The organism is Bacteroides sp. An269 (assembly GCF_002159755.1).
Classification (GTDB): domain Bacteria; phylum Bacteroidota; class Bacteroidia; order Bacteroidales; family Bacteroidaceae; genus Phocaeicola; species Phocaeicola intestinalis.
The window spans coordinates 1-20,318 of sequence record NZ_NFJG01000081.1 but is presented as its reverse complement, the minus strand read 5'-3'; the positions used below and the strand labels follow the sequence as shown (position 1 = coordinate 20,318).

The window sequence follows — 20,318 nt, the reverse complement described above, 5'->3', positions numbered from 1 at the left end:
AACATATAGGTTCAACAAAATAATAGCGACTGAAACTATTAGGTTCATAGTGACAGTCGCTATTGTTGTATATAAAGGTTTAAAACTTGTAGTTTATCGAATGCTTACAGTAAATGAGAATGTATCTGTCTTTTTATGTGTTTGTCCCAAAGACAATACCTATTCTAATAGCTGTTCCCTATGACTTTCAATGTACCTCATAAAGTCGTAGAACTTGTGATTGCGTTTTCTTATTATACGCGGTTTAGATACGAAACCATGTAGAATGTTACAAAAATCAAGTGATTTTTCGCTCGGTGTTTTTCCTGAATAATACAAAAAACACCCGACTTTACATTCTTGGGAGTAAAATCGGGTGCTTGTTTTGCAAAACATTGATTTTCAATGTTTATTGCGGTGCGTACGGTAATCGTACCTGCCGCTTATAATATCTTTTTAATCAGTAACTTATGCGTAACCTAAAATTTGATGGTTACGACTTGGTTACGATTTCATCTTGTCAATTTTCGTAGCTTATGACACCACCGTGTCACCTTTCGATTGCGAGTGCAAAAGTACTACACATTTTTGAAACATGCAAGTTCTTGACAATATTTTTTTTCAGCCTTTTTTCAAGTGCAAGGTGCGAGCCTATATATATAAATAGGCTTGCACCTTGCACTGAACTAATTTTGAACCTATTAACCTTACTCCTGACCGAAACGGATTGACCTCGCATTTTCCCGCAAAAAAAATGCAGGAACAAAAAAATTATGGTGTAGTACACGTATAGTATACCATGCGGATTTTGACTTATCGGGAACTTTGCGGCAAACATTTCAATAATTAGGATTATGACAGAAGTTATCGTAATGGAAAGTGCCGCCTATCAAAAGATGATGGGGCAAATAGCGAAAATCGCTGAGTTCATTACCAAGAATGAACACAAGTTGCAGGATTGCGACTTTGACAACGATGTATGGCTGGACAGTCAAGAAGTGGCCGATATGCTCCATATCAGCACACGCACCCTGCAACGGTTAAGGAGCGACGGACTGGTAGAGTATTCGGTGTTCCGCCGCAAGTGCCTGTACAAGCTCTCAGAAATAGAGAAAAAGGTACGGGAAAAGGTTATCACGTGTGAACCGCACCTGATAGACGTTTACAAGAAGAACCGGTTGTTGGATATAACAAAGGACGAAGACAATGAATAAGGAGGATATTTTGCAGGCGACGGACAGGGGGCTTTCGGTGTTCAGACACTACCTGCCCGTGCCGTTCCGCATCGGTAAGAAGTTCCTGAATCCTTTATATAAGGATACGAAGGCATCGTGCAACGTATATTATGACCGGCGGCATTCGGTGTATAAGATGAAGGATTTCGGCAATGAGGAATATTCCGGGGACTGCTTCGAGTTGGTAGGGACAATGACGGGGCTGAGTTGCAGGAACGCGAAGGATTTCGTTGAAATCATGCGCATCATTGACCATGACCTGCATTTGGGGTTGGCAGACGGTTACGAAAATTGTGTGGACACATCTTCCGTTCAGGTAGTTTGTCCGCCCACGCCGGAACAGGTGATAAAGAAAATACGCCCGTATAATATCGTACCAAGGGCGTTCAATGAAACAGACCGGATATTTTGGAGCAAATCCAGAATCACGGAGCATACATTAAATAAATATAATGTACGGCCTCTGCATTCGTTCAGTTCCGTCAATCAGGAAGGGAAAAGCTATACCTTGACTGAAACGGCACAGGAACCGATGTATGGCTATGTAGGCGACAAATACATTAAAATCTACCGCCCGCGCTCGGAGATGCGTTTCCTCTATGCCGGAGATTTGGGCGACAATTACTGCTTCGGACTTGACCAATTATCCGCCAAAGGGGATTTGTTGTTTATCACAGGCGGTGAGAAAGACGTGATGAGCCTTGCGGCAAACGGATTCCATGCCATCTGTTTCAATTCGGAAACGACGGTCATCCCTACCTCTGTGCTGATGCTGCTCTCCTACCGGTTCAAACACATTGTCCTGCTGTATGATATGGACAAGACCGGTCTGGAAGTTTCCGCCAAACGGCAGGAAGAATTGAAGCCGTTTGCATTGAAACGCCTTTTGCTGCCACTGTCAGGAACAAAAGAAGAAAAGGATGTAACGGATTATTTTGCGTTGGGACACACGCACGACGATTTATTGAAATTGTTCTTAAACCATTTGGATTCATTATACAAGGAAGATATGTCAGCATTAAAATCATGCGAGTTGGATTTCAACAACCCGCCACCTGTGGCACAAATGATAGTATCGGTGAACGATGTGCCGTTGGGAACACAAGGGAACCTGCTCTGCATCACCGGCGGGGAGGGTACGGGGAAAAGCAACTATGTGGCCGCCCTGATTGCCGGTGCTGTGAAACCGGAAAACGCGGAGGGCATCGACACGCTGGGCGTTTCCATTGAAGGGAACCCGAAAGGCAAGGCGGTGCTGTTCTATGACACCGAACAGAGCGAGGTGCAACTATACAAGAACGTAAGTACCCTGCTGCGCCGTTGCGGGCGCGACACGATGCCGGAGTGGTTCAAGGCATACTGCCTGACGGGGATGAGCCGCAAGGAGCGGCTGAAGTCCATTGTGCTCAGCATGGACAAGTTCCATTACCAATACGGGGGCATCCATCTGGTGGTCATTGACGGCATCGCCGACCTGATACGCTGTGCCAACGACGAGGCGGAGAGCATCGCCGTCGTGGAGGAACTCTACCGGCTGGCGGGCATCTACAACACGTGCATCGTCACGGTGCTGCACTTCATCCCCAACGGGCTGAAGCTGCGCGGGCACTTGGGCAGCGAACTGCAACGCAAAGCTGCCGCCATCCTCTCCATCGAAAAGGACACGAAGCCCGCCGTTTCGGTGGTGAAAGCCCTGAAAGTACGGGACGGCAGCCCGCTGGATGTACCGCTCATGCAATTCGCATGGGACAAGGAGAAGGCGATGCACGCCTATCTGGGCGAGAAACCGAAAGAGGAAAAGGACAGGCGCAAGGAAGAGGAACTCGTGGCGGTAGCACGCGAACTGTTCAGCCGGAAACGCTTCATCGGCTACATGGAGCTTTCGGAAGAACTTCAGGCGGCGTTCGAGGTGAAGGAACGCACGGCCAAGAGCTACATCCGCTTCATGCGGGAAAAGGAAATCATTGTGAAATCACCCGACAGCCCGAACAGCTACATGCTGGGCGAGGTATAAAAGCACAGGAGGAACGGCCATGTTAGTGGACAAGACTGAATTTGAGGCGTGGATGGAGCGCATCATGGGTGAACTTTACCGCATATCGCGCAAGCTGGACAAGGCGGAGAACCGGCAGAAGCACCTGAACTACCTGAACGGGGAACGGCTGTACGACAACCAGGAGGTGTGCCAACTGCTGCGCATCAGCAAGCGCACGCTCCAGCGATACCGGAACAACGGGGCATTGAAATTCCATTCAATATACCACAAGACCTATTACAAGGAATCAGACCTGCACGAGTTCATCCGCAACAACTTCGACGAGAACGAAATCAAGCGTCAGGCACGGAAGGACAAGCTGTCGGAAACTTATCCGATGCCCGAAGAAATGGATGAAAACGGCGGGGAGAAAGAAACAGAAGAAAAAGAACTCTCAGATGATTGTGGATAATGCATCTTGGATGTTCATCGTTCAGGGATACTCTCTACCGCTGTGAAGCAGGAAGTTCCCGCTATTTAAGTTAAACAACCGGCTTCATTCTGTCGGGAGGACAGGGTGGAGTCATTTCTAATAAAATTCCAGTTTTGTGTCGTAAAAACAAGAATATTTCTTATCTTTGCACCGACAACCAAGGACATGGGATTATGATTATCACAAGGGAAGTACAGAAACGATTGGAAGATTTTCAGCCCGATTACGTGTTTACCTACCGGGACTTAAACTTGCCTGCCGAAACGAGCGAAAGCATCATTAAAATGCTGAATCGGCTGGCGGGTGAAGGCTACTTGGCTAAAATATCCAAAGGACGGTTCTACAAGCCTAAAAAGAGCGTGTTCGGAACGTTGAAACCCAGACAAGAAGAGTTGGTGAAGGATTTGTTGGAAAAGAACGGAAAGCGCATCGGATATTTGACCGGTTACTCCGTCTTTAATCGGTTGGGGCTTACTACACAAGTGCCCAACATCATCCAAATCGGCACAAACCAACGCAGGAACAAGAAACAACGGGATATATTCACCGTCTGCTTTGTCCTGCAACCTAACCCGATAACCAAAGACAATATTCCGCTCCTGCAATTATTGGATGCCATCCGCTTCATCAAGGAAATACCCGACACCACGATAGAGGCATCATACAGGCGCATAGCTTTTCTGGTAGGAGAACTTGGCAGGAGGGAGAAGGAAAAGATGGTTGCCTTGGCCGAGGCCTATCCGCCAATGGTACGCGCCTTGTTGGGAACCATCATCGAGAACGATTGCGGTATGGCGAAAGCGCAACCTTTATGGGATTCATTGAATCCAGTAACGGTCTATAAATTGGGAATAAATGAAGATACATTGCCTAATAAAAAGAAATGGAGGATTGAATGATACTGGAAAAACAACCTGAACTGTTAGCAGATGCAATACGCGCGGCTTCCGAATATTACCATATAGCACCGGTCTATATCGAAAAAGACTATTGGATAAGCAAGATATTGCAACAACTCTCCCGAAGCGTTTATATGGAGAACACGGTGTTCAAGGGCGGCACATCCTTGTCAAAAGGGTACGGATTGATTAACCGCTTCTCGGAAGATGTGGATGTGGCTGTACTCACGCAAAAGTTGAGCGGAAATCAGATAAAGACTTTGATTTCCAAGGTCTGCAAAGAAATGACCCAAGGCTTGCAGGAACAGGTTGTGCCTGAACTGACAAGTAAGGGTTCCCGTTATCGGAAAGCCTTGTACCAATATCCGGCAAGCGTCCATGACCCGTTGTTTGATTTTGTCGCCAACCGTGTAGTCGTGGAAATAAATTCATTTGCCAATCCTTATCCATATGTCAGACGGCAAATAAAGAGCTTTATCACTTCCTACCTTGAAAATACAGGTATGGACTCTTTCATTGAAGAATATGACCTGCATCCGTTTGAACTGAACATTCTGGACAAACGGCGCACCTTGTGCGAGAAAGTCGTTTCGCTGCTCCGTTTCTCCTTTATGGATAATCCGGTGCAAGGATTAACCGGGAAAATCCGCCATTTCTATGATATCTATTTTCTGCTTGACGATAGGGAATGTATGGAATATGTGGAACAGGATTTCATTAAAGACCTGCAAGAACTGGCGGCGCATGACCGACAAATGTTTGACTCACCGGAAAAATGGAAACATACACCCATTAAAGAATCTCCCCTTCTTGGTTCATTCAATGAGCTATGGAAGCAATTGGGCGGATATTATGAACGGGAATTAAATTATCTGGCATATAGCCGGATACCTGATGCGAATCAAGTTGGAAAGAAATTGCACGATTTCATTTCGATAATTGAAAACAAGATATAATTTACAACATACAGGGATTTATGGCTCGACCGATTAAAGAAACGCCGGTAGTTACCGGTAAGGACGCTAAACGCTTTGCGGAGAAGATAGCTCACTTGAAACCTGAAAGCAAGGAAGAAAGGGAGGCGGCAAAGAAGGTTTATGCGAAGTTCAAGGCTCAATATACATTTTGGTGAAAAACATATAAAGAATGTATTGGCGAGATTTGAAATAGAAAACTTGGCAACCACCTTACTATATGTAGTTGCCAAGTTTTTCATTAAGTGTACCCCGCTCACAGCTTCATCTTCCATTTCGGTTTGTCCTGCGGTTTCTCCGTGCCGTCTTCCGGTTGGGGGATGCCGCCGATTACGACCTTTTCCTTGCCCGCGCTCATCAGCTCCTTGATGCTGATGGTCTTGGGCATGGCTGACAGCACCGGCGGTTTGCGCTCCGCCGCATGTGCCATGTAGTCGGGCATACGGTGGACGTATGGTTCGGATGCTGCCGGGACGGCAGGGTCGCCGGGCATTGAGGGAGCGGGTTGCGCCACCGATGGAGCTTGCGGCTCCGGCCGGATTTCCGTTACCCCTTCAGTGTTGGCCTCCTGCGCATCGACGGATTTCAAGGAGAGCAATATCTTGCGGTCAAGCGTGGCAAGCTCGGCCTTGAGTTGCTTCAACTCATCCTCTTTTTTCCATGTTTCATCCACGACCTGCTTCAGGACGGGGATTTCCTTTTCAATGTCAGCATTGTCCCGCGTGTATTTCTCTATCAGGCGGGGGATGCTGTCAAAGGCGTTGATGAAATTCCGGCAGGCGGTCTGCGGGTCGGCTGCCAAGCGTCCGTTGTTGTAGTTGTACAGGAGCTTGCCCGTGCCGCGCACGAAGAAGCGGTTCTCGCAGAAGTCCAGCCCCTCCTTGACGGTGGTGTCGGTCTTGACCACGATTTCAAAGCCGTAGAGGGAGCCGATGGGAACCGGCTGGCCGTGCGTGCGCTCCTTGTCCTCTATCTCGTGCAGTCGGGCGGCAATGACTTTGGGGTCGCTGCCCGTTACCCCGTCAATCTTCAGCGGGTTGAGCTTCTTGCCGTCCTTGTCGTACTGCACGCGGCTCTCGAAGTCGGCCATGTCCTGCCGCGCCCTCGCGATGATGTCGCTGTTGGAGGCTTGGTTGGCCAACAGGGTCTCCAACCGGATGCGCGAATCGCCCTTGCCGCGCTGGAACGCCTTGCGCTCGCCCTCCAGTCCGGCAATCTTCTTCTCCAGACGCGCCTTGTCCAAGAGGTCAGTGTTGCCGGAGAGGATGGCGACATACTCGGAGTAGTTCATGCCCCCTTTCTCGTCCATACTGCCCTCGTCGATGGTGCGGCTGCCCATGCGGTTCTGCTTGAGCTGGGTGATGAAAAGCTGCTTGTTGTGGAGCAGGTTGAACTTGTAACTGTCCAATGACTTCTCCACCGCATAGATGATGACATCGACCTTGTTATCGGCATAGAGCTTCGCCACCTCGTTGCCCTTGCGGATGCCGCGCCCGTCGCGCTGCTGGAGGTCGCTTGGGCGCCACGGTGCGTCCAAGTGATGGATGGCCACACACCTTTTCTGCGCATTGACACCCGTGCCCAACATTTCGGTGGAGCCGAACAGCACACGGATGCGCCCCTCGTTCATCGCCTCAATCATCGCCTTGCGCTTCTTCTCGGTCTTGGCTTCCTGAATGAAGCGTATCTGGTCTTCGGGGATGCCGTGGTCTTCGACCAGTTTGCGCTTGATTTCGCTGTACGGGTTCCACTGGTCAGGCTTGTACGTACCCAAGTCGCTGAACACGAACTGCGTGCCCTTATGTTCGGCATATCGGTTGTAATACTGCGCAATCATGTCGGCGCAGTGGGTCGCCTTGTTGTCGCGGTCGTCGTCATATTTCAGCGGGTCGATAAGCCTCATGTCGAGCGACATCTTGCGGGCATAGTCGGTGGCGATGAGCATCTTGGCCTTTTCTTCCTTCTCGGTCAGCGGCGGACGGCCCAATACGGTGGCGTTGCCGGTCTTGGCGAACTCCATGAGCCTGGCGATGAACTCCTGCTGGTCGGGCGTGGGCGCGATGTTGTGCAGTATCTCGTTCTTCTTCGGGCGGTCGATGCCGATGTCCTCCGCCGTGCGGAAGTCGGTAATCTCGGAATAGAACGAGGCGAGTTCGGGCACCTTGATGAAATAGCGGAAGCGTTCCTTCTGCACAATCTCGTTGGTCACGGAAAACTCATAGTCAATGGACTTGCGTGCGAACACCGCCGCCCATGCGTCGAAGGAGCGGATGCCCTGCCGCTCCAGTTCGTTGGGGCGCAGGTATTTGAACAGGAGGTACAGCTCGGTCAGTGAGTTGCTGATGGTCGTCCCCGACAGGAATGTGGCTCCCAAGTCCTTGCCGGTGCGCTGCTGGATGGTGCGGATGGCAAAGAGCATGTTGAGCGCACGCTGGCTGCCCTCCGAGTTGCCCAGCCCCGCCACACGGTCGTGGCGCGTGGTGAACATGAGGTTCTTAAAGCGGTGAGATAAATCCAAAATTCCGGATTTATCGCATTATCAGAACTTTTAGGAGCTTCCTGTAAAAAAGTCTAATCAATTAGTAATCATTATCTTTTCATCGCAATAGGTTCTGATTAATATTTCGTCTATAATTGTAGAATAACTTTCAAACAATATGCAATTATGGACATATCTAATCTGAACGAAAAAGTCAAAGGTCTTGTTTCTTATTTACAAGATACTGGTTATTCGGCCATGTACATAGACTATGTGAAGAAAATGGTCAAGTGGCTATCGGAGAATTCCAACCATTACAAATGGACGAGTCTCTCCGAGGCTGCACAAACCTTAAAAGAATTATGGCCCAATAGGTACACCTGTAGAAATAAGGTGCGCCTACTACGTATCATTCGCCAATATGTTGAGAAAGGAATATTGCCTGATGGGCATAAGCATTACATCAGTCCTCACCATTATGAGTTGCTTGTGGAGGAATACAGGAAGATAACGGATGTGGCTTTCCGTATTGTAGATAAGCGTTGCAAATCATCTGCAAACGTGAAATATGCATTATCCTCGTTTTTCTTCCATTTGCAAGAAATGAGAATGTACTCGCTTGAATCAATAACCGAAGATGCAGTCCTGGAGTTGTTCTCCCAAGACGGGAAACTGGGTAAAAGCCATTCACGCAAATACACGGTGGAATATGGATTGAAAGCCTGTTTGCCGCACTATGGCCGATCCGTAGAACGGATAATCGCATACCTGCCATCCATACCTAATAAACGGAAGAACATTCAATATCTTACGGAACTAGAGCTGGCGGCAATCAAGCATACGTTGGAAAACGACAGCACAATATCCCTACAGGACAAAGCCATCATAACCTTGGCCATGTATACTGGATTGCGTGGGTGTGATATCTCTGCACTCACGCTTAACAGTTTCGATTGGGAACACGACCTGATAAAAATCACTCAGGTAAAGACTGGACAGCCACTGACATTGCCACTCCGTGCCGTGGTAGGGAACGCTGTATTTGATTACCTGCTCAAAGAACGTCCCCGAAGTTCTGAACCATATGTTTTTCTCACAATACACTTTCCATACAGAAGGCTTCATACTAGCAATCTCGATGCCATATGTTCAAAAGTCATGTGCAAAGCAGGTATAAGACAAGGTAAAAATGAAAGGAAGAGCCTGCACCTGTTCCGCCACAATGTGGCGACGACTCTGTTACAAGGTGGTGTACAGCAACCTGTCATAAGTGCCACCCTCGGTCATGCGTCCCCAGATTCTCTTGACCGTTACCTTAGTGCGGAATTCAAGAGACTGAAGGAATGTTCATTGAGCATAGAACACTTTCCCATAGGAAAGGGGGTGTTTGACGTATGAAGGCAATTTCATTCCTATCCAACGCTATAGAAGGATATGTAAAATACCGCAAGGCTTCCGGACGTGACAGCCATAGCTATGTCAAGAACGTAATACTGTTCGACCATTTTTGTGCAAAGGAATATCCGGGACAAACCGAACTTACCCAAGAAATCGTTGACAGGTGGTGCAGGCAACGTCCATCTGAATGTACGAACTCCTGCGTGTCACGTGTCTATCCTGTCCTGGACTTCATCAAATACATGAACAAGCGTGGAATGACGAAAATTGGCTTGCCGCAAGTGCCAAGATCTGTGCCGAGGACTTATACACCGCATCCTTTTACACACGATGAATTGAAACGTTTCTTTGACGCTTGCGACAACATAAAGCCAAGGCGTGGCAGGCTCGCGGCTATCCAGCGCATGACACTGCCGGTGTTCTTTCGCTTACTGTATAGTTCCGGAATGAGGACGACCGAAGCCATCCTGCTGGAACGCGATGACGTAAACCTTGAAAACGGCGTGGTTTCCATCAAACGCGGCAAGGGGTATGACCAGCATTATGCTGTCCTCCATGATACAATGCTGGATCTGATGCGTACTTATGACGGAAGAATGGATGAGTTGGTGCCGAACCGCAGGGTGTTTTTCCCGACACCTGATGACAAGCCGCACCCTCCAGCATGGGTGACATATCACTTCCGTGTACTGTGGCAAAGCTGCAATTCATCCCACGCAATCCCATACGAACTAAGGCACAACTACGCCATAGAGAACATAAACAGCTGGACGCACCAAGGATTTGCAGTACACGACAAATTGTTGGCTCTAAGTAAGAGTATGGGGCACAGGCAAATTGGAAGCACATTGGCTTACTACTCTTTGACTCCAGCAATTTCGGACATAATGGCGTGTACCGACAATGAAATCAATCAATAATTAACGCAAGACGATTATGAAAAAGAATATTAACCCACAGGCCATGCAGATTGCTGCGTGCCTGCATGACTGGCTTGAATATCATGTACCTTCCATTAAGGCGTGCAGTAAGCATACTCAAAGGAACTATCATATTTCCATGACGCTTTATGCGGAGTTCCTCAGAACGGTAAAAGGTATAACACCCGAAACATTGAATGCTAATTGCTTTTGCAAGAAAAACATTGAGGATTGGATTGTTTGGATGAAAAAAAATCGAAATTGTAGCCCGGCGACCTGTAATGTAAGATTATCCGCCTTGCGCGCCTTCCTAAAATACTTGTCGGATTGTGATATATCATTCGTTTCAGTGTTCCTTCAGGCAGAGAATGTGCCGAACGAAAAAACTCCCAAAAGGAAAGTAGTCGGTATCAGTAAATTGGCTGTTGACACGCTTCTATCCATGCCAAACCAAAGAACTGCTATTGGTTTTCGTGATTACATGCTTATGCTCCTTCTGTATTCGACTGCTGTGCGTATCAATGAACTTTTGACGTTGAAGATTCACAATATTACTATGGACTGTTCAAAGCCTCACATGATTGTCATAGGAAAGGGACGAAAGAAACGCCCAATACCTCTTCTGGCAAAACCTGTGCAATATTTGAAGAAATACCTTACCGAATATCATCCTAATCCTGACAATGCTGAAGCGTTACTCTTCAATTCAAAAAGCAAAGGTATATACACACCCATGTCTGCGGAAAATGTTAATAAGATGCTGAAAAGGTACGCAAAGATGGCACATGACAAATGCAGTGACGTTCCTTTGGACCTACATGCTCATCAGTTTAGACACGCCAAAGCATCCCATTGGCTTGAAAACGGTATGAACATTGCCCAAATCTCTTATCTGCTTGGGCATGAGAATATCCAAACAACAATGGTATATCTTGACATAACTACTGAACAAGAGGAAAAAGCTTTGGAAACGCTTGAGGATGAAAACCAGAGAATCGTTGGTAAGAAATGGAAATCGGCAAAAGGTAAAATGGAACTTGAAGCTTTCTTAGGTTTATATAAATGAGAAATGTGAGGTGTTGTGTTTGTAATAAGTACAATGCCTCACTTAAGAACAATTCGCTCAATAAATAATCAGAACTATATAAGATATAATAAAATGAAAATCAATATCATAATGGAAAATTTATGAAATTCCTAAAAGTTATGATAATGGCTCTCATCGATAAAGATGTGGTCGATGCCCATGCGCTTGAAGTCCGCCACATCATCCTTGCGGGTTTCTATCTCGTGCGTCAGCTCCTTGAGCTTGACCTCCAAGTTCATCTTGCGCTTTTCCGCGCCCTTGAGTTGGGCATTGGTTACCTCGCTGCCTAACTGGTGCAAGACTTCCAAGTTTTCCTCCACGCTGTCCAGTTCCTGCTGCAAGATGTCGCGCTGGATTTCGGGCGACTGCGGTATCATGCCGAACTGCTCGTGCGAGAGGATGATGGCATCCCAGTCGTTGTTCTTCATCTGGTTGAAGATTTCCACGCGGCGGTCGGGCGTGAAGTCCTCCTTGCCCGGATAGAGTATCTTGGCATGGGGATAGGCGGTGCGGAAGGTCTGCGCAATCTCGTGGATGTTCGCCTTCAGGCCGGTAATGAGCGGCTTGTGCGCCAATCCGAGCCGCTTCATCTCGTAGGCGGCGACGCACATTATCAGCGTCTTGCCGCCACCCACCTCATGGTCAGCGATGCCGCCGCCGTTCATCTTCAGCATCCAGATACAGTCTTTCTGAGATGGATACAAATCCTTGATGCCCAACCCTTTCAAGTCAAGGTCAGGAAAGGTCTGGTGGCTGCCGTCGAACTTGGGGCGCACGAAGCAGTTGAACTTGCGGTTGTACATGTCCTCCAGCTTCTTCTTGAACTCCGGCGACTGCTCCATAAGCCAGTCGGAGAAGCCTTCACGTATCTCGTCAATCTTGCTGTTGGCCAGTTGCGTGGCTTCGGGGTCGCGCACCTTGATGTCCTTGCCGTCCTTGTCCGTGACGGTCTTGGTGATGTTGGGCGTGGTGTTGTGGATGGCGTGGCGCATGAGGGCCACGCCGTTGAACAGGCGCGTTTCGGAACGGACTGCGTACTGGTTATAGATACGCGGGCTGAGTTCGGAGGCACGGATATTGTACTCGTCCGCGCTGGCGTTGTAGCGGACGGACACGTCGGTGTCGAACAGCCATGAGGCATAGCGGCTGTACACGGCAGCCGGTATCCAGCGTTCGCCGAAGTTGAAGTCCAGTTCCTCAAAAGGAATGGGTACCGGTGCCGCCTTACGCAATGCTTCAAGCGAAACGCGCGATTCGGCATCGTCGGGATGTGTCTGCAAGTATTCCCCGATATACTCCGCCTTTGCCACGACATTGCCCGCGATGAAGCGGTCGGCAATCTCGAAACGCTTCGCCAGCGGGTTGTAGAATACCCTGCCGCGCAGTTCATCCAGCAATTGTGCCTGCGGCTTGTCGGTGAGCGATTCCATATATTCCATGTTTGCCTCGCCATATTTGTTGAGCGAGGCCGCCAATGCTTCATGCACATCGTCGGTGTGGGTAATCTCGTTCACGTTGTACGACACGGGATGGTCAAAGATGTCGGCCTTGACCGCCTTGCCGTCGGTGTAACGCTCCAAGGCGAGGATTTCCCGGTTATCGGCATCCATGCGGAACAGGTCAATGTTCTTCTTGTCGTTCAGGTTGCCGAACTGACGGACAAAGCCGTCGTACAGCCCGTTCAGGCCCGCACGCAGTTCCCCGTTCTCCTGCCGGTGTTCCGCTTCGTCGTTGTACAGGCGGTGGTAGGTGTCGCGAAGTTCAATGTAGGATGCGGCACGCTGCTGCTGGCGGGCGGGCAGTTCCAGCGGATGGAACACGGGGATTCCCTTATCCATGCCTGAGAGGTAGCCAATCTGTCCGTCCATATCCACCAGTGAGCCGTTCCGGTAGTGTTCCAGTCTTTCACCGGTGAAGGGGCGTGGCTTCATGCGCTCCTGCCGTGCGGCCTCTTCCTCCGCCCGGCGGCGCTCCCGTTCCCGGAGTTCTTCTTCCGACGGGGCTTGGGGTGCGGCTGCCGGTTCGGGCTGTGCAGTCCGGGCCGGCTTTTCTGCGGGCGATGCGGCAATGGCATCCCCTTTGCCGGGTACGGACTGGCCGCTGAGCGGTTCCACGATGTCGAACAGGGAGAGCTGCGGGGTGTCCTGCTTCTTCTTCCGCTTGGGCTTCCGTCCGGTGCTGAACGCCTGCCGTTCCTCCTGTGTGAAGCCGAAAAGGTCGTACAGGGACATCAGTGGCTCCTGCGTGACGGGTTTCTCCGGTTCAGAGCGGACAATGGGCGGTTCTTCCATAACCGCCTCCGGCGTTTCCGTCGCGACACGCTGCTGTTCCGGCATGGATAACGCCCGCACCTGTGCAATGCGTTCCTGAAGACTTTCCGCCCGTACTTCCGCCAGTTCGCGCAACTCGCGCACCGGCGAGAAGCGGAGATAAAGGTCAAGGTCGAGGTTTTCCGACAGGTTCTTGTCCAGCATCCATTTCAGGTCTGCGGCGATGGCATCCATGCCCCCGTCATGCAGGAAGACGCGTGCCGGTTTGCCGTAAGGGTCGGTTCCCACATGGCCGCGCGTATGGACAATGGCGGCGGTACGCTCGAAGTATTCATTCTGGGTTGTGCCGTCGGCCTGCGTGCTGACTTCCACGAAGGCTTTTTCAAGGCCGGTGTATTCCCTTCCGGATGCCGTGTCCTTCTGCAACACAATGAGGTCGCTGCCCACCTCCGTACCGGCATAGTCGGTAAAGAGATTGTTGGGCAGGCGGATGGCGGACAGGAGCCGCGCCCTTTCCATCAGATATTGGCGCACGGGAGTGCCCATCGCGGAGTTCATCACCCCTTGTGAGGTGATGAAAGCCACGATGCCGCCCTCGCGCACGGCATCCAGCCCCTTGACGAAGAAATAGTTGTGCAGGGAACCGAGCGCGAAACGCCGTGCCGTACCATCGTCCATCAACGGGTCAAATACGCGGATGTCGCCGAAGGGGATGTTGCTCGCCGCCACGTCGAACCGCCCGTTGTCCTGCGGGGGAAGCTCCTCGAAGCCTTGCACACGGACATCCGTACCGGGCTGAAGCTGCCGGAGGATACGCCCGGTCAGCAAATCTTTTTCGTATGCCGCCATTTCGGGCTGGGCGGTGGCCGTGAAAAGATGCGATTGGAAAGCGGTGATGAAGTTACCCGTGCCCGATGACGGGTCAAGGAAGCGGTGCGGCGACACGCCATGCTCACTTAATGAGGATGCCAGTGCGCCGATGATTTCCGGCGGTGTATAGAACGCGGTAAAGGTGGATGCCTTCACACTGTCCACCAGCCGTTTGTATTCCCGTTCATCCGTCGCCCCCTCGCGGAGCACGCCATGCAGTTCCGACACAAGGGGAAAGAGTTCGCGGTCGCTCTGCGTCCAGCGGAGGATGTCGGTGAGCTTGCCGAAAGGGGCCAGCACCGCCTTGATGCCCCCGAAACCGGAATAGGCGGCCAATACCGCCTGCTCCTCCGGGGTGGCGGCACGCCTCTCCCGTTCCAGACGGAACATCAGGCGGATGGCCTCGATGTTGTCCCTAAGATGTGCCTTCTTGTTATATGCCATTTTCTTCGAGCCAGATTGAGATTACACCGGCCAGTTCCCCGCACAGCCGGTCGAAGTCGGGGGTAAACTCAAAACCGTCGCTCAGGTCGTAACCGCTGAACACCCTGCCGCATTCGGGCAGGAGCTGGAGAGCCACCTCGCGGGCGCGGCCTGCGGGCACTTCGTCGGCAAACTCGTTCCACAACACGGTGATGAGCGTGTCGAGCCGGGAAAAGTGCAACCCGTTAAACAGCACCTCGTCCGCTTGTCTGACGGCTTCGTCATAATCCATGCCCGACTGGACAGCATTGCTGAATGCTTCGGCGGCAAGGTCGGCACGTGCACGGATAAAAGCATCGTCGGCAGCCCGTTCGGGATGCGATTCGCGGAGGTAGGACAACAGGGTAAGGCGGTAATAGGAAAGTTCGTCCGGCTCTACCGCCGGAGTCAGGATATTCGGTTTGTTCGGATTCATGATTCTTCTTTTTATTCGTGTTACAAAATACATTTTATGCCTGTATAGGATGAAGCCGTACCTGATGTAGCATCAAGCCGGACTTCATGGCACATCAAGTCCGACCTCATCCCGCTTCAAGTCCGAGTTGATGTCGGGAGGGTCATTTCTTGGAAGATTTGCCTTTGGATGGTTTCTTGTCGGCGAACTCGTATCCCACCGAGAAGTCGGGGCGCAATACCAATGAAGCGTCGAAAGCCTTGCCATCCCTGCTTCTGAAACCTTTGATAACACCGGTTCTGCCTTTGGTCAGGAGTTCGGCAAGCTGTTTGTCCGACAGTTCCTTGCCGCCCTTGTTACGGAAGAGGGTAAAGCCACAGTCCACATCGGCGCATTTGACGACCTTGGGGAAGAACAGCACCCGGCTGTTCCGGCATTTGGGACACGGGTATTCGCTTTCCGAAGGCGCTACGGACACTTTGGTTTCCAACAGTTCGGTTACAATCTGTGCGGTATATGCCTCGATGTCGCGCCGGAAGGCGGCAGCATCGGCCTCGCCCGATTCGATGCGTGCCAGCGTGTCCTCCCATGCGGCGGTCATTTCCACGTTGGCAATCTTCTTGTCCTTCACCGTTTCATAGACCGCCATGCCTTTGTCGGTGGGCACGAGGCTTTTCTTCTCCCTCCGGATATAACCGCGTGCGAACAGCGTTTCGATGACGGCAGCACGGGTGGCAGGGGTTCCGATGCCCGTCTCGCGGATGCTCGCCCGTAGCTGCTCGTCGTCAATCTCCCGGCCGCAATGCTCCATCGCCGAGAGCAGCGAGCTTTCGGTATGCAGCGGCTTGGGTTTGGTCTGCCGCTCTACCGCTTCGAGTGCCTTTACCGGGAGCGTCTCGTCCTGTTCCAGATTTGGGAGTGCCATACCCCCGCCGTCGTCCTCTTCCTTTTCGCCGCGCACGGCACGCCATCCGGCGGACTTGACCACCGTGCCTTTGGCCTGCGCTTCGCTGCTGCCCACCGCCGCATGGATTTCCGTCACCTCCTTGATGCAGGGGGCGGAAAAGGCTTCGAGCAGACGGGCGGCGACCATGTCGTAGATGGCCTGTTCGTCTTTGGAAAGGCCGGAGGGCAGGTTTTCGGTTACAATCAGCGCATGGTGGTCGGTCACTTTCCCTCCGTCCACGCTGCGGCGGTTGAGCGGTGCGCCGGAAAGCGACGCGGCATACTGCCCGAAACGCGGATGTTGCCGCAAGAGGGCGATGCGCGAGGGGATTTCGTCGAACACGTCTTCGGAAATGTACCGGCTGCCAGTGCGCGGATAGCTCAGCACCTTTTTCTCGTACAGGCTTTGCGCAAGGGAGAGCGTGCGGTCGGCGGAGAAGTCCAGCCGGGTGTTGGCATCCCGCTGAAGGGCGGTCAGGTCATAGAGCAGCGGAGGTTCTTCTTTGACCTCCCGCCGGGCAAGTGCTGTTATGCGGAGCGTGCCGCACGCTTTCATTTCGCCCAACGCACTGTCTGCGGCGGTCTTGTCCTCGTAACGCTGTTCCGCTGTGGCATGGAACGCAATGCCATCCTTCTCCACCGTGATGCGTATCTGCATGTACTTCTTCGGGGCAAACGACTTGTTCTCCAGATAACGGGAGCAAATCATGGCCAATGTGGGTGTCTGTACCCGTCCGAGCGAGAACACGCCCCGCCCGGCGGCAAGGCTGAGCGCCTGCGAGCCGTTGATGCCGATGAGCCAGTCCGCTTCGCTGCGTGCCTTGGCGGAAAGATAGAGATTATCATAATTGCTGCCCGGCAGCAACCGTTCCATCCCTTCGCGGATGGCCTTGTCGGTCAGGCTGCTTATCCACAGGCGGACAAACGGTTTGGTGCAGCCTAAATAATGGTAGATATATCTGAATATCAGCTCCCCTTCGCGTCCGGCATCAGTCGCCACGATGATGCGGTCGCCACCCTCAAACAGTCCTTTGATGATGTTCAACTGGCGCACTACGCCGGGGTCGTCCTTGTATTCCTTCCCCTCACGCTTCTGGCGGGGGATGAGCGTGAATTGGGCTGGCAGTATGGGCAGGTTCTCCTGCCGGAAACCGGCAAACCCGTAGGCTTCGGGCATGGCCAGCCCGACCAGATGCCCGAAAGCCCATGTTACGGCATAGCCGTTGCCTTCCAGATAGCCGTCCTTCCGCTGTCCGGCTCCTACAATCGCCGCGATGCTTTGCGCCACCGACGGCTTTTCTGCGATGATAACATTCTTCATATACATTAGTTATTATAGGTGAATACTCAAAGCGATACGCCGGCACCTTTCTTCTCGGACTTCCGGACACGGCGGTTCTGCGTGGCGGCCTGTGCAGGCTTTTGTGCCTGTGTTTCTGCCTGACCTTGCGACTGCTTCTTGCTCTTGTCGGGATTCCAGCGGAAGAAGTCGAACTTCATCTTCTCGTAGTTGGGGCGCACGTAGGCATTGAACGTGCCCCCGCCACCGTCGGACATGCCCTTGACATACGCCGCCTTGCCTGCTTTCAACGCATCTTTCTGCTCTTGGGTCAGTTCCACCCCTTTCAGCTTCTGCGGAATGATGATTTCGCGCTGTCCGCTCTGGCTCTGCCCCTGCTCCACCTTGCGGTTCAGCCCCCGGAAGTCGTAATCGAAGCCGCCCTTGCAGACGTTGTACTGGAGGCGTGCGTCGTAATGTTTCTGCCTTCGCTCAGACCACATGCCCTCGACCAGTACGGACTCGCCGTTCATCAGCCGTAGTCCCTGGTCTTCGGTCAGCGCGACCCCGTTGATTTCGCGCACCTGCTTCATATCCTGAATGGGAAGGTGGTGCAGGCGGTTGGTCTTGGGGTTGAAGGAAAGAAGGCAGGTTTCTACCGTGCCATCGGGCTGGCGGATGTCGATAGGACGTCCGGCATTGTGTGTTTTGAGCAAGCTGTCCTGCACCTCCTGAGGAAGTTCAGTGCCCATGTATTCGCCCAGTTCCGGGCGTTGCCTGCAGCACTCGATGTTGAGCACGGGTTTCCCGTCGGGCGATTCCACCAGCCGGATGCAGGCAGGCGTTTCGAGGCTGATGCCCTCGAAACTGGTCTTGATGTCCAGTACGGCGGATTCATGCCCGTTGAGCAACCGTGCCGTACCGATTTCGCCCAACGATTCGGGCGTGATGCCCATGCGTGCGAGCTGCTGCCAGTCCACCTGCTCCATGCTCCACTTCGTGGATTGCTGCGGGGCGGGTTCTTCGGTGGCGGGAGCCTGCCGCAAGTCCTGTTTCCGCACGTGCTGTTCCGGGTCTAACCTGTACCCGTCAATCATGGCCGCGTTCTCTTCCGGCTTGCGGAACAAGTCCGCCATATCCTTGGCGGCAGCGAGCAGTTCCGCCGGGATGTGGTAGAAACGGAAGTCGGACGGGTTGTCAAACTGCCGTTTGAAATTGGAGAAGAAGGCTTCGAGGATGGATTCGCTGCGGTCGATTTTCAGGAAATCGCCGTCGGGCTTGGCCTTTGCCAGCGGCTGGGTCTTCAATGAGCCGTCCTGTTCGATGCGCTCTACCACATGGGGCTTGTTGCCGTCGGAAGCGTTGGTCATTACCAGCACTTCGTCTTTCATGTCCTTGAGGTTGTCCATATACAAATGAATTAAATCGTGAAACAATAAATTGATTGCGGCACGAAAGTAAACGGGCTGCCTTGCCGGGCAATGGGAAATCGGCGGACGGGAGGCAAGTGGCTATGGGGTGGCGTGAAGTGTCCGCCCGCTTCTTTTGAAAAAACATCCGACCACCCGGTTTGCCCTTCCGATTCTTTTCGTATCTTTGGGGCAGTGGGATTAGATATGTGCCTGACGGTGTGCTGAATACCGGGCAGGTTATTTACCATTAGCAATAAGATACGGCCATGAACATTAAAAGCAATATTTTAGGATGCCTTTCCTACATCGGAATAGCCATAGAGTTTCTGTTGATAATTCAAACCTATATATTCTTGGACATGGGGAAATACGGCTATATGTTGGTGACCGGAAGCCTTGCGGTGATTCCGTTTGCCATTATGTACTGGAATATGCGGAGAAGCCAAAGGCGGGAAGAGGACAACAAAAAGAAACACAAGGAATGGCTTCGTTCCAAAGGCGTTGCGCTGGAAGTGGATTTGAACAGTTGCAAAATTTCCGAAAACAAACGAACCGTCCATTATACCCGGATGGACATTCCCGCTTATTCGTTAAAAACACGTTTACATGCACCTGCTTCACTGGATGAACCGGATTTGCCCTACCAATCATGGCGCAGTCAGGAAATGAATGCCAGCGAAGCACTTATGAATCCAGACCGGATGCATGAACCGCTTTCTTATGAACGCTGCTATTGCATCGTAAAAGCAACTTTGGATTACAAGGGGAAACGGACGCAGTTTTTCAGCGACCCCATCCTGATGGACAAGTGCAGTTTGGGCGTTTTTCTTGCCTTGCATAAAAGCGGAATCATTTATGTCAATCCCCGAAATAAAAAGGACTATTTTTTCGACCTTGATTTCCTGAAACAAGAATGATTTACCGTGTAGCTTTGTAAAAAAGGTGGCATTTGTCTATATGGGATTGTCTATTGTGATTTATGGATTAGCGCACTTTTCCAAACCATTTGGTTTGTTTCTCCGATTCTTTTCGTATCTTTGGAGCATGGAGGTTAGATATATGCCCCGTATGGCATTATAAGTAATAGCAATATATGAATATAGTTCACAGAGTATTAGGATATTTATGGTATAAGACAGAACGCTTAACTCGATGGATGGACACAAGTATGTATTCATGGAATGTTCCGAGTGTATTAAGTCTTGTATTTCTGCTTTATGGAGTAG

The 20,318-nt window shown here is 51.4% G+C and carries 13 protein-coding genes and 2 pseudogenes; 10 read left to right on the top strand and 5 right to left on the bottom strand.

The genetic code is table 11. The features are described 5' to 3' along the window. Positions 1 to 833 precede the first annotated feature (833 nt). From B5F71_RS13705 to B5F71_RS20690, 6 genes are all read left to right on the top strand, one after another. Positions 834 to 1,193: a helix-turn-helix domain-containing protein gene (locus B5F71_RS13705; RefSeq protein ID WP_072545384.1), complete on the top strand. Its 360-nt coding sequence runs from the start codon at positions 834 to 836 to the stop codon at positions 1,191 to 1,193. Further along, positions 1,186 to 3,228, top strand: coding sequence for a bifunctional DNA primase/helicase (locus tag B5F71_RS13700; protein ID WP_087211297.1), 2,043 nt, complete (start codon positions 1,186 to 1,188; stop codon positions 3,226 to 3,228). Before B5F71_RS13705 ends, B5F71_RS13700 begins: the two co-directional genes overlap by 8 nt. 19 nt (positions 3,229 to 3,247) lie before the next feature. Then, positions 3,248 to 3,661, top strand: a complete 414-nt coding sequence (locus tag B5F71_RS13695) for a helix-turn-helix domain-containing protein (RefSeq protein WP_072545382.1) — start codon at positions 3,248 to 3,250, stop codon at positions 3,659 to 3,661. A 194-nt stretch (positions 3,662 to 3,855) separates the two neighbouring features. Next, positions 3,856 to 4,581 carry a DUF6088 family protein gene (locus tag B5F71_RS13690; RefSeq protein ID WP_072545381.1) on the top strand — a complete coding sequence of 242 codons (726 nt, stop codon included), beginning with the start codon at positions 3,856 to 3,858 and terminating at the stop codon, positions 4,579 to 4,581. After that, positions 4,578 to 5,537 (top strand): nucleotidyl transferase AbiEii/AbiGii toxin family protein, encoded by a 960-nt coding sequence (locus B5F71_RS13685; protein WP_072545380.1) that lies wholly within the window; start codon positions 4,578 to 4,580, stop codon positions 5,535 to 5,537. The genes B5F71_RS13690 and B5F71_RS13685 overlap by 4 nt, the downstream gene beginning before the upstream one ends. Before the next feature lie 20 nt (positions 5,538 to 5,557). Then, positions 5,558 to 5,713 (top strand): hypothetical protein, encoded by a 156-nt coding sequence (locus B5F71_RS20690; RefSeq protein WP_164488585.1) that lies wholly within the window; start codon positions 5,558 to 5,560, stop codon positions 5,711 to 5,713. A gap of 98 nt (positions 5,714 to 5,811) precedes the next feature. On the opposite strand, the pseudogene B5F71_RS13680 reads toward B5F71_RS20690, so the two are convergent. Next, a pseudogene (locus B5F71_RS13680) lies at positions 5,812 to 8,073 on the bottom strand (helicase-related protein); the annotation flags it as partial. 147 nt (positions 8,074 to 8,220) lie between these two features. On the opposite strand from B5F71_RS13680, the gene B5F71_RS13675 reads away from it, so the two are divergent. The 3 genes from B5F71_RS13675 to B5F71_RS13665 are packed head-to-tail and all read left to right on the top strand — an operon-like array spanning position 8,221 to position 11,418. Beyond that, complete coding sequence (locus tag B5F71_RS13675; RefSeq protein WP_087211294.1) at positions 8,221 to 9,432, top strand: tyrosine-type recombinase/integrase; 1,212 nt, start codon at positions 8,221 to 8,223, stop codon at positions 9,430 to 9,432. Continuing rightward, positions 9,429 to 10,352: a tyrosine-type recombinase/integrase gene (locus B5F71_RS13670; protein ID WP_087211291.1), complete on the top strand. Its 924-nt coding sequence runs from the start codon at positions 9,429 to 9,431 to the stop codon at positions 10,350 to 10,352. Before B5F71_RS13675 ends, B5F71_RS13670 begins: the two co-directional genes overlap by 4 nt. 16 nt (positions 10,353 to 10,368) lie before the next feature. Continuing rightward, positions 10,369 to 11,418 (top strand): tyrosine-type recombinase/integrase, encoded by a 1,050-nt coding sequence (locus B5F71_RS13665; protein ID WP_087211288.1) that lies wholly within the window; start codon positions 10,369 to 10,371, stop codon positions 11,416 to 11,418. Positions 11,419 to 11,564: 146 nt separating this feature from the next. Here B5F71_RS13665 and B5F71_RS13660 read toward each other — a convergent pair. From B5F71_RS13660 to B5F71_RS13645, 4 genes and pseudogenes are all read right to left on the bottom strand, one after another. Then, positions 11,565 to 15,023: pseudogene (locus B5F71_RS13660) on the bottom strand (N-6 DNA methylase); the annotation flags it as partial. Then, complete coding sequence (locus B5F71_RS13655; protein ID WP_087211286.1) at positions 15,013 to 15,477, bottom strand: DUF1896 domain-containing protein; 465 nt, start codon at positions 15,475 to 15,477, stop codon at positions 15,013 to 15,015. The pseudogene B5F71_RS13660 and the gene B5F71_RS13655, both read right to left, overlap by 11 nt. A 142-nt stretch (positions 15,478 to 15,619) precedes the next feature. After that, positions 15,620 to 17,722 carry a type IA DNA topoisomerase gene (gene topB, locus B5F71_RS13650; RefSeq protein WP_164488584.1) on the bottom strand — a complete coding sequence of 701 codons (2,103 nt, stop codon included), beginning with the start codon at positions 17,720 to 17,722 and terminating at the stop codon, positions 15,620 to 15,622. A gap of 26 nt (positions 17,723 to 17,748) precedes the next feature. Continuing rightward, on the bottom strand, positions 17,749 to 19,089 hold the full coding sequence (locus B5F71_RS13645; protein WP_087211277.1) for a DUF3945 domain-containing protein: 1,341 nt from the start codon (positions 19,087 to 19,089) through the stop codon (positions 17,749 to 17,751). Between the two features lie 269 nt (positions 19,090 to 19,358). On the opposite strand from B5F71_RS13645, the gene B5F71_RS13640 reads away from it, so the two are divergent. Continuing rightward, complete coding sequence (locus B5F71_RS13640) at positions 19,359 to 20,009, top strand: hypothetical protein (protein ID WP_087211272.1); 651 nt, start codon at positions 19,359 to 19,361, stop codon at positions 20,007 to 20,009. Positions 20,010 to 20,318: the final 309 nt, after the last annotated feature.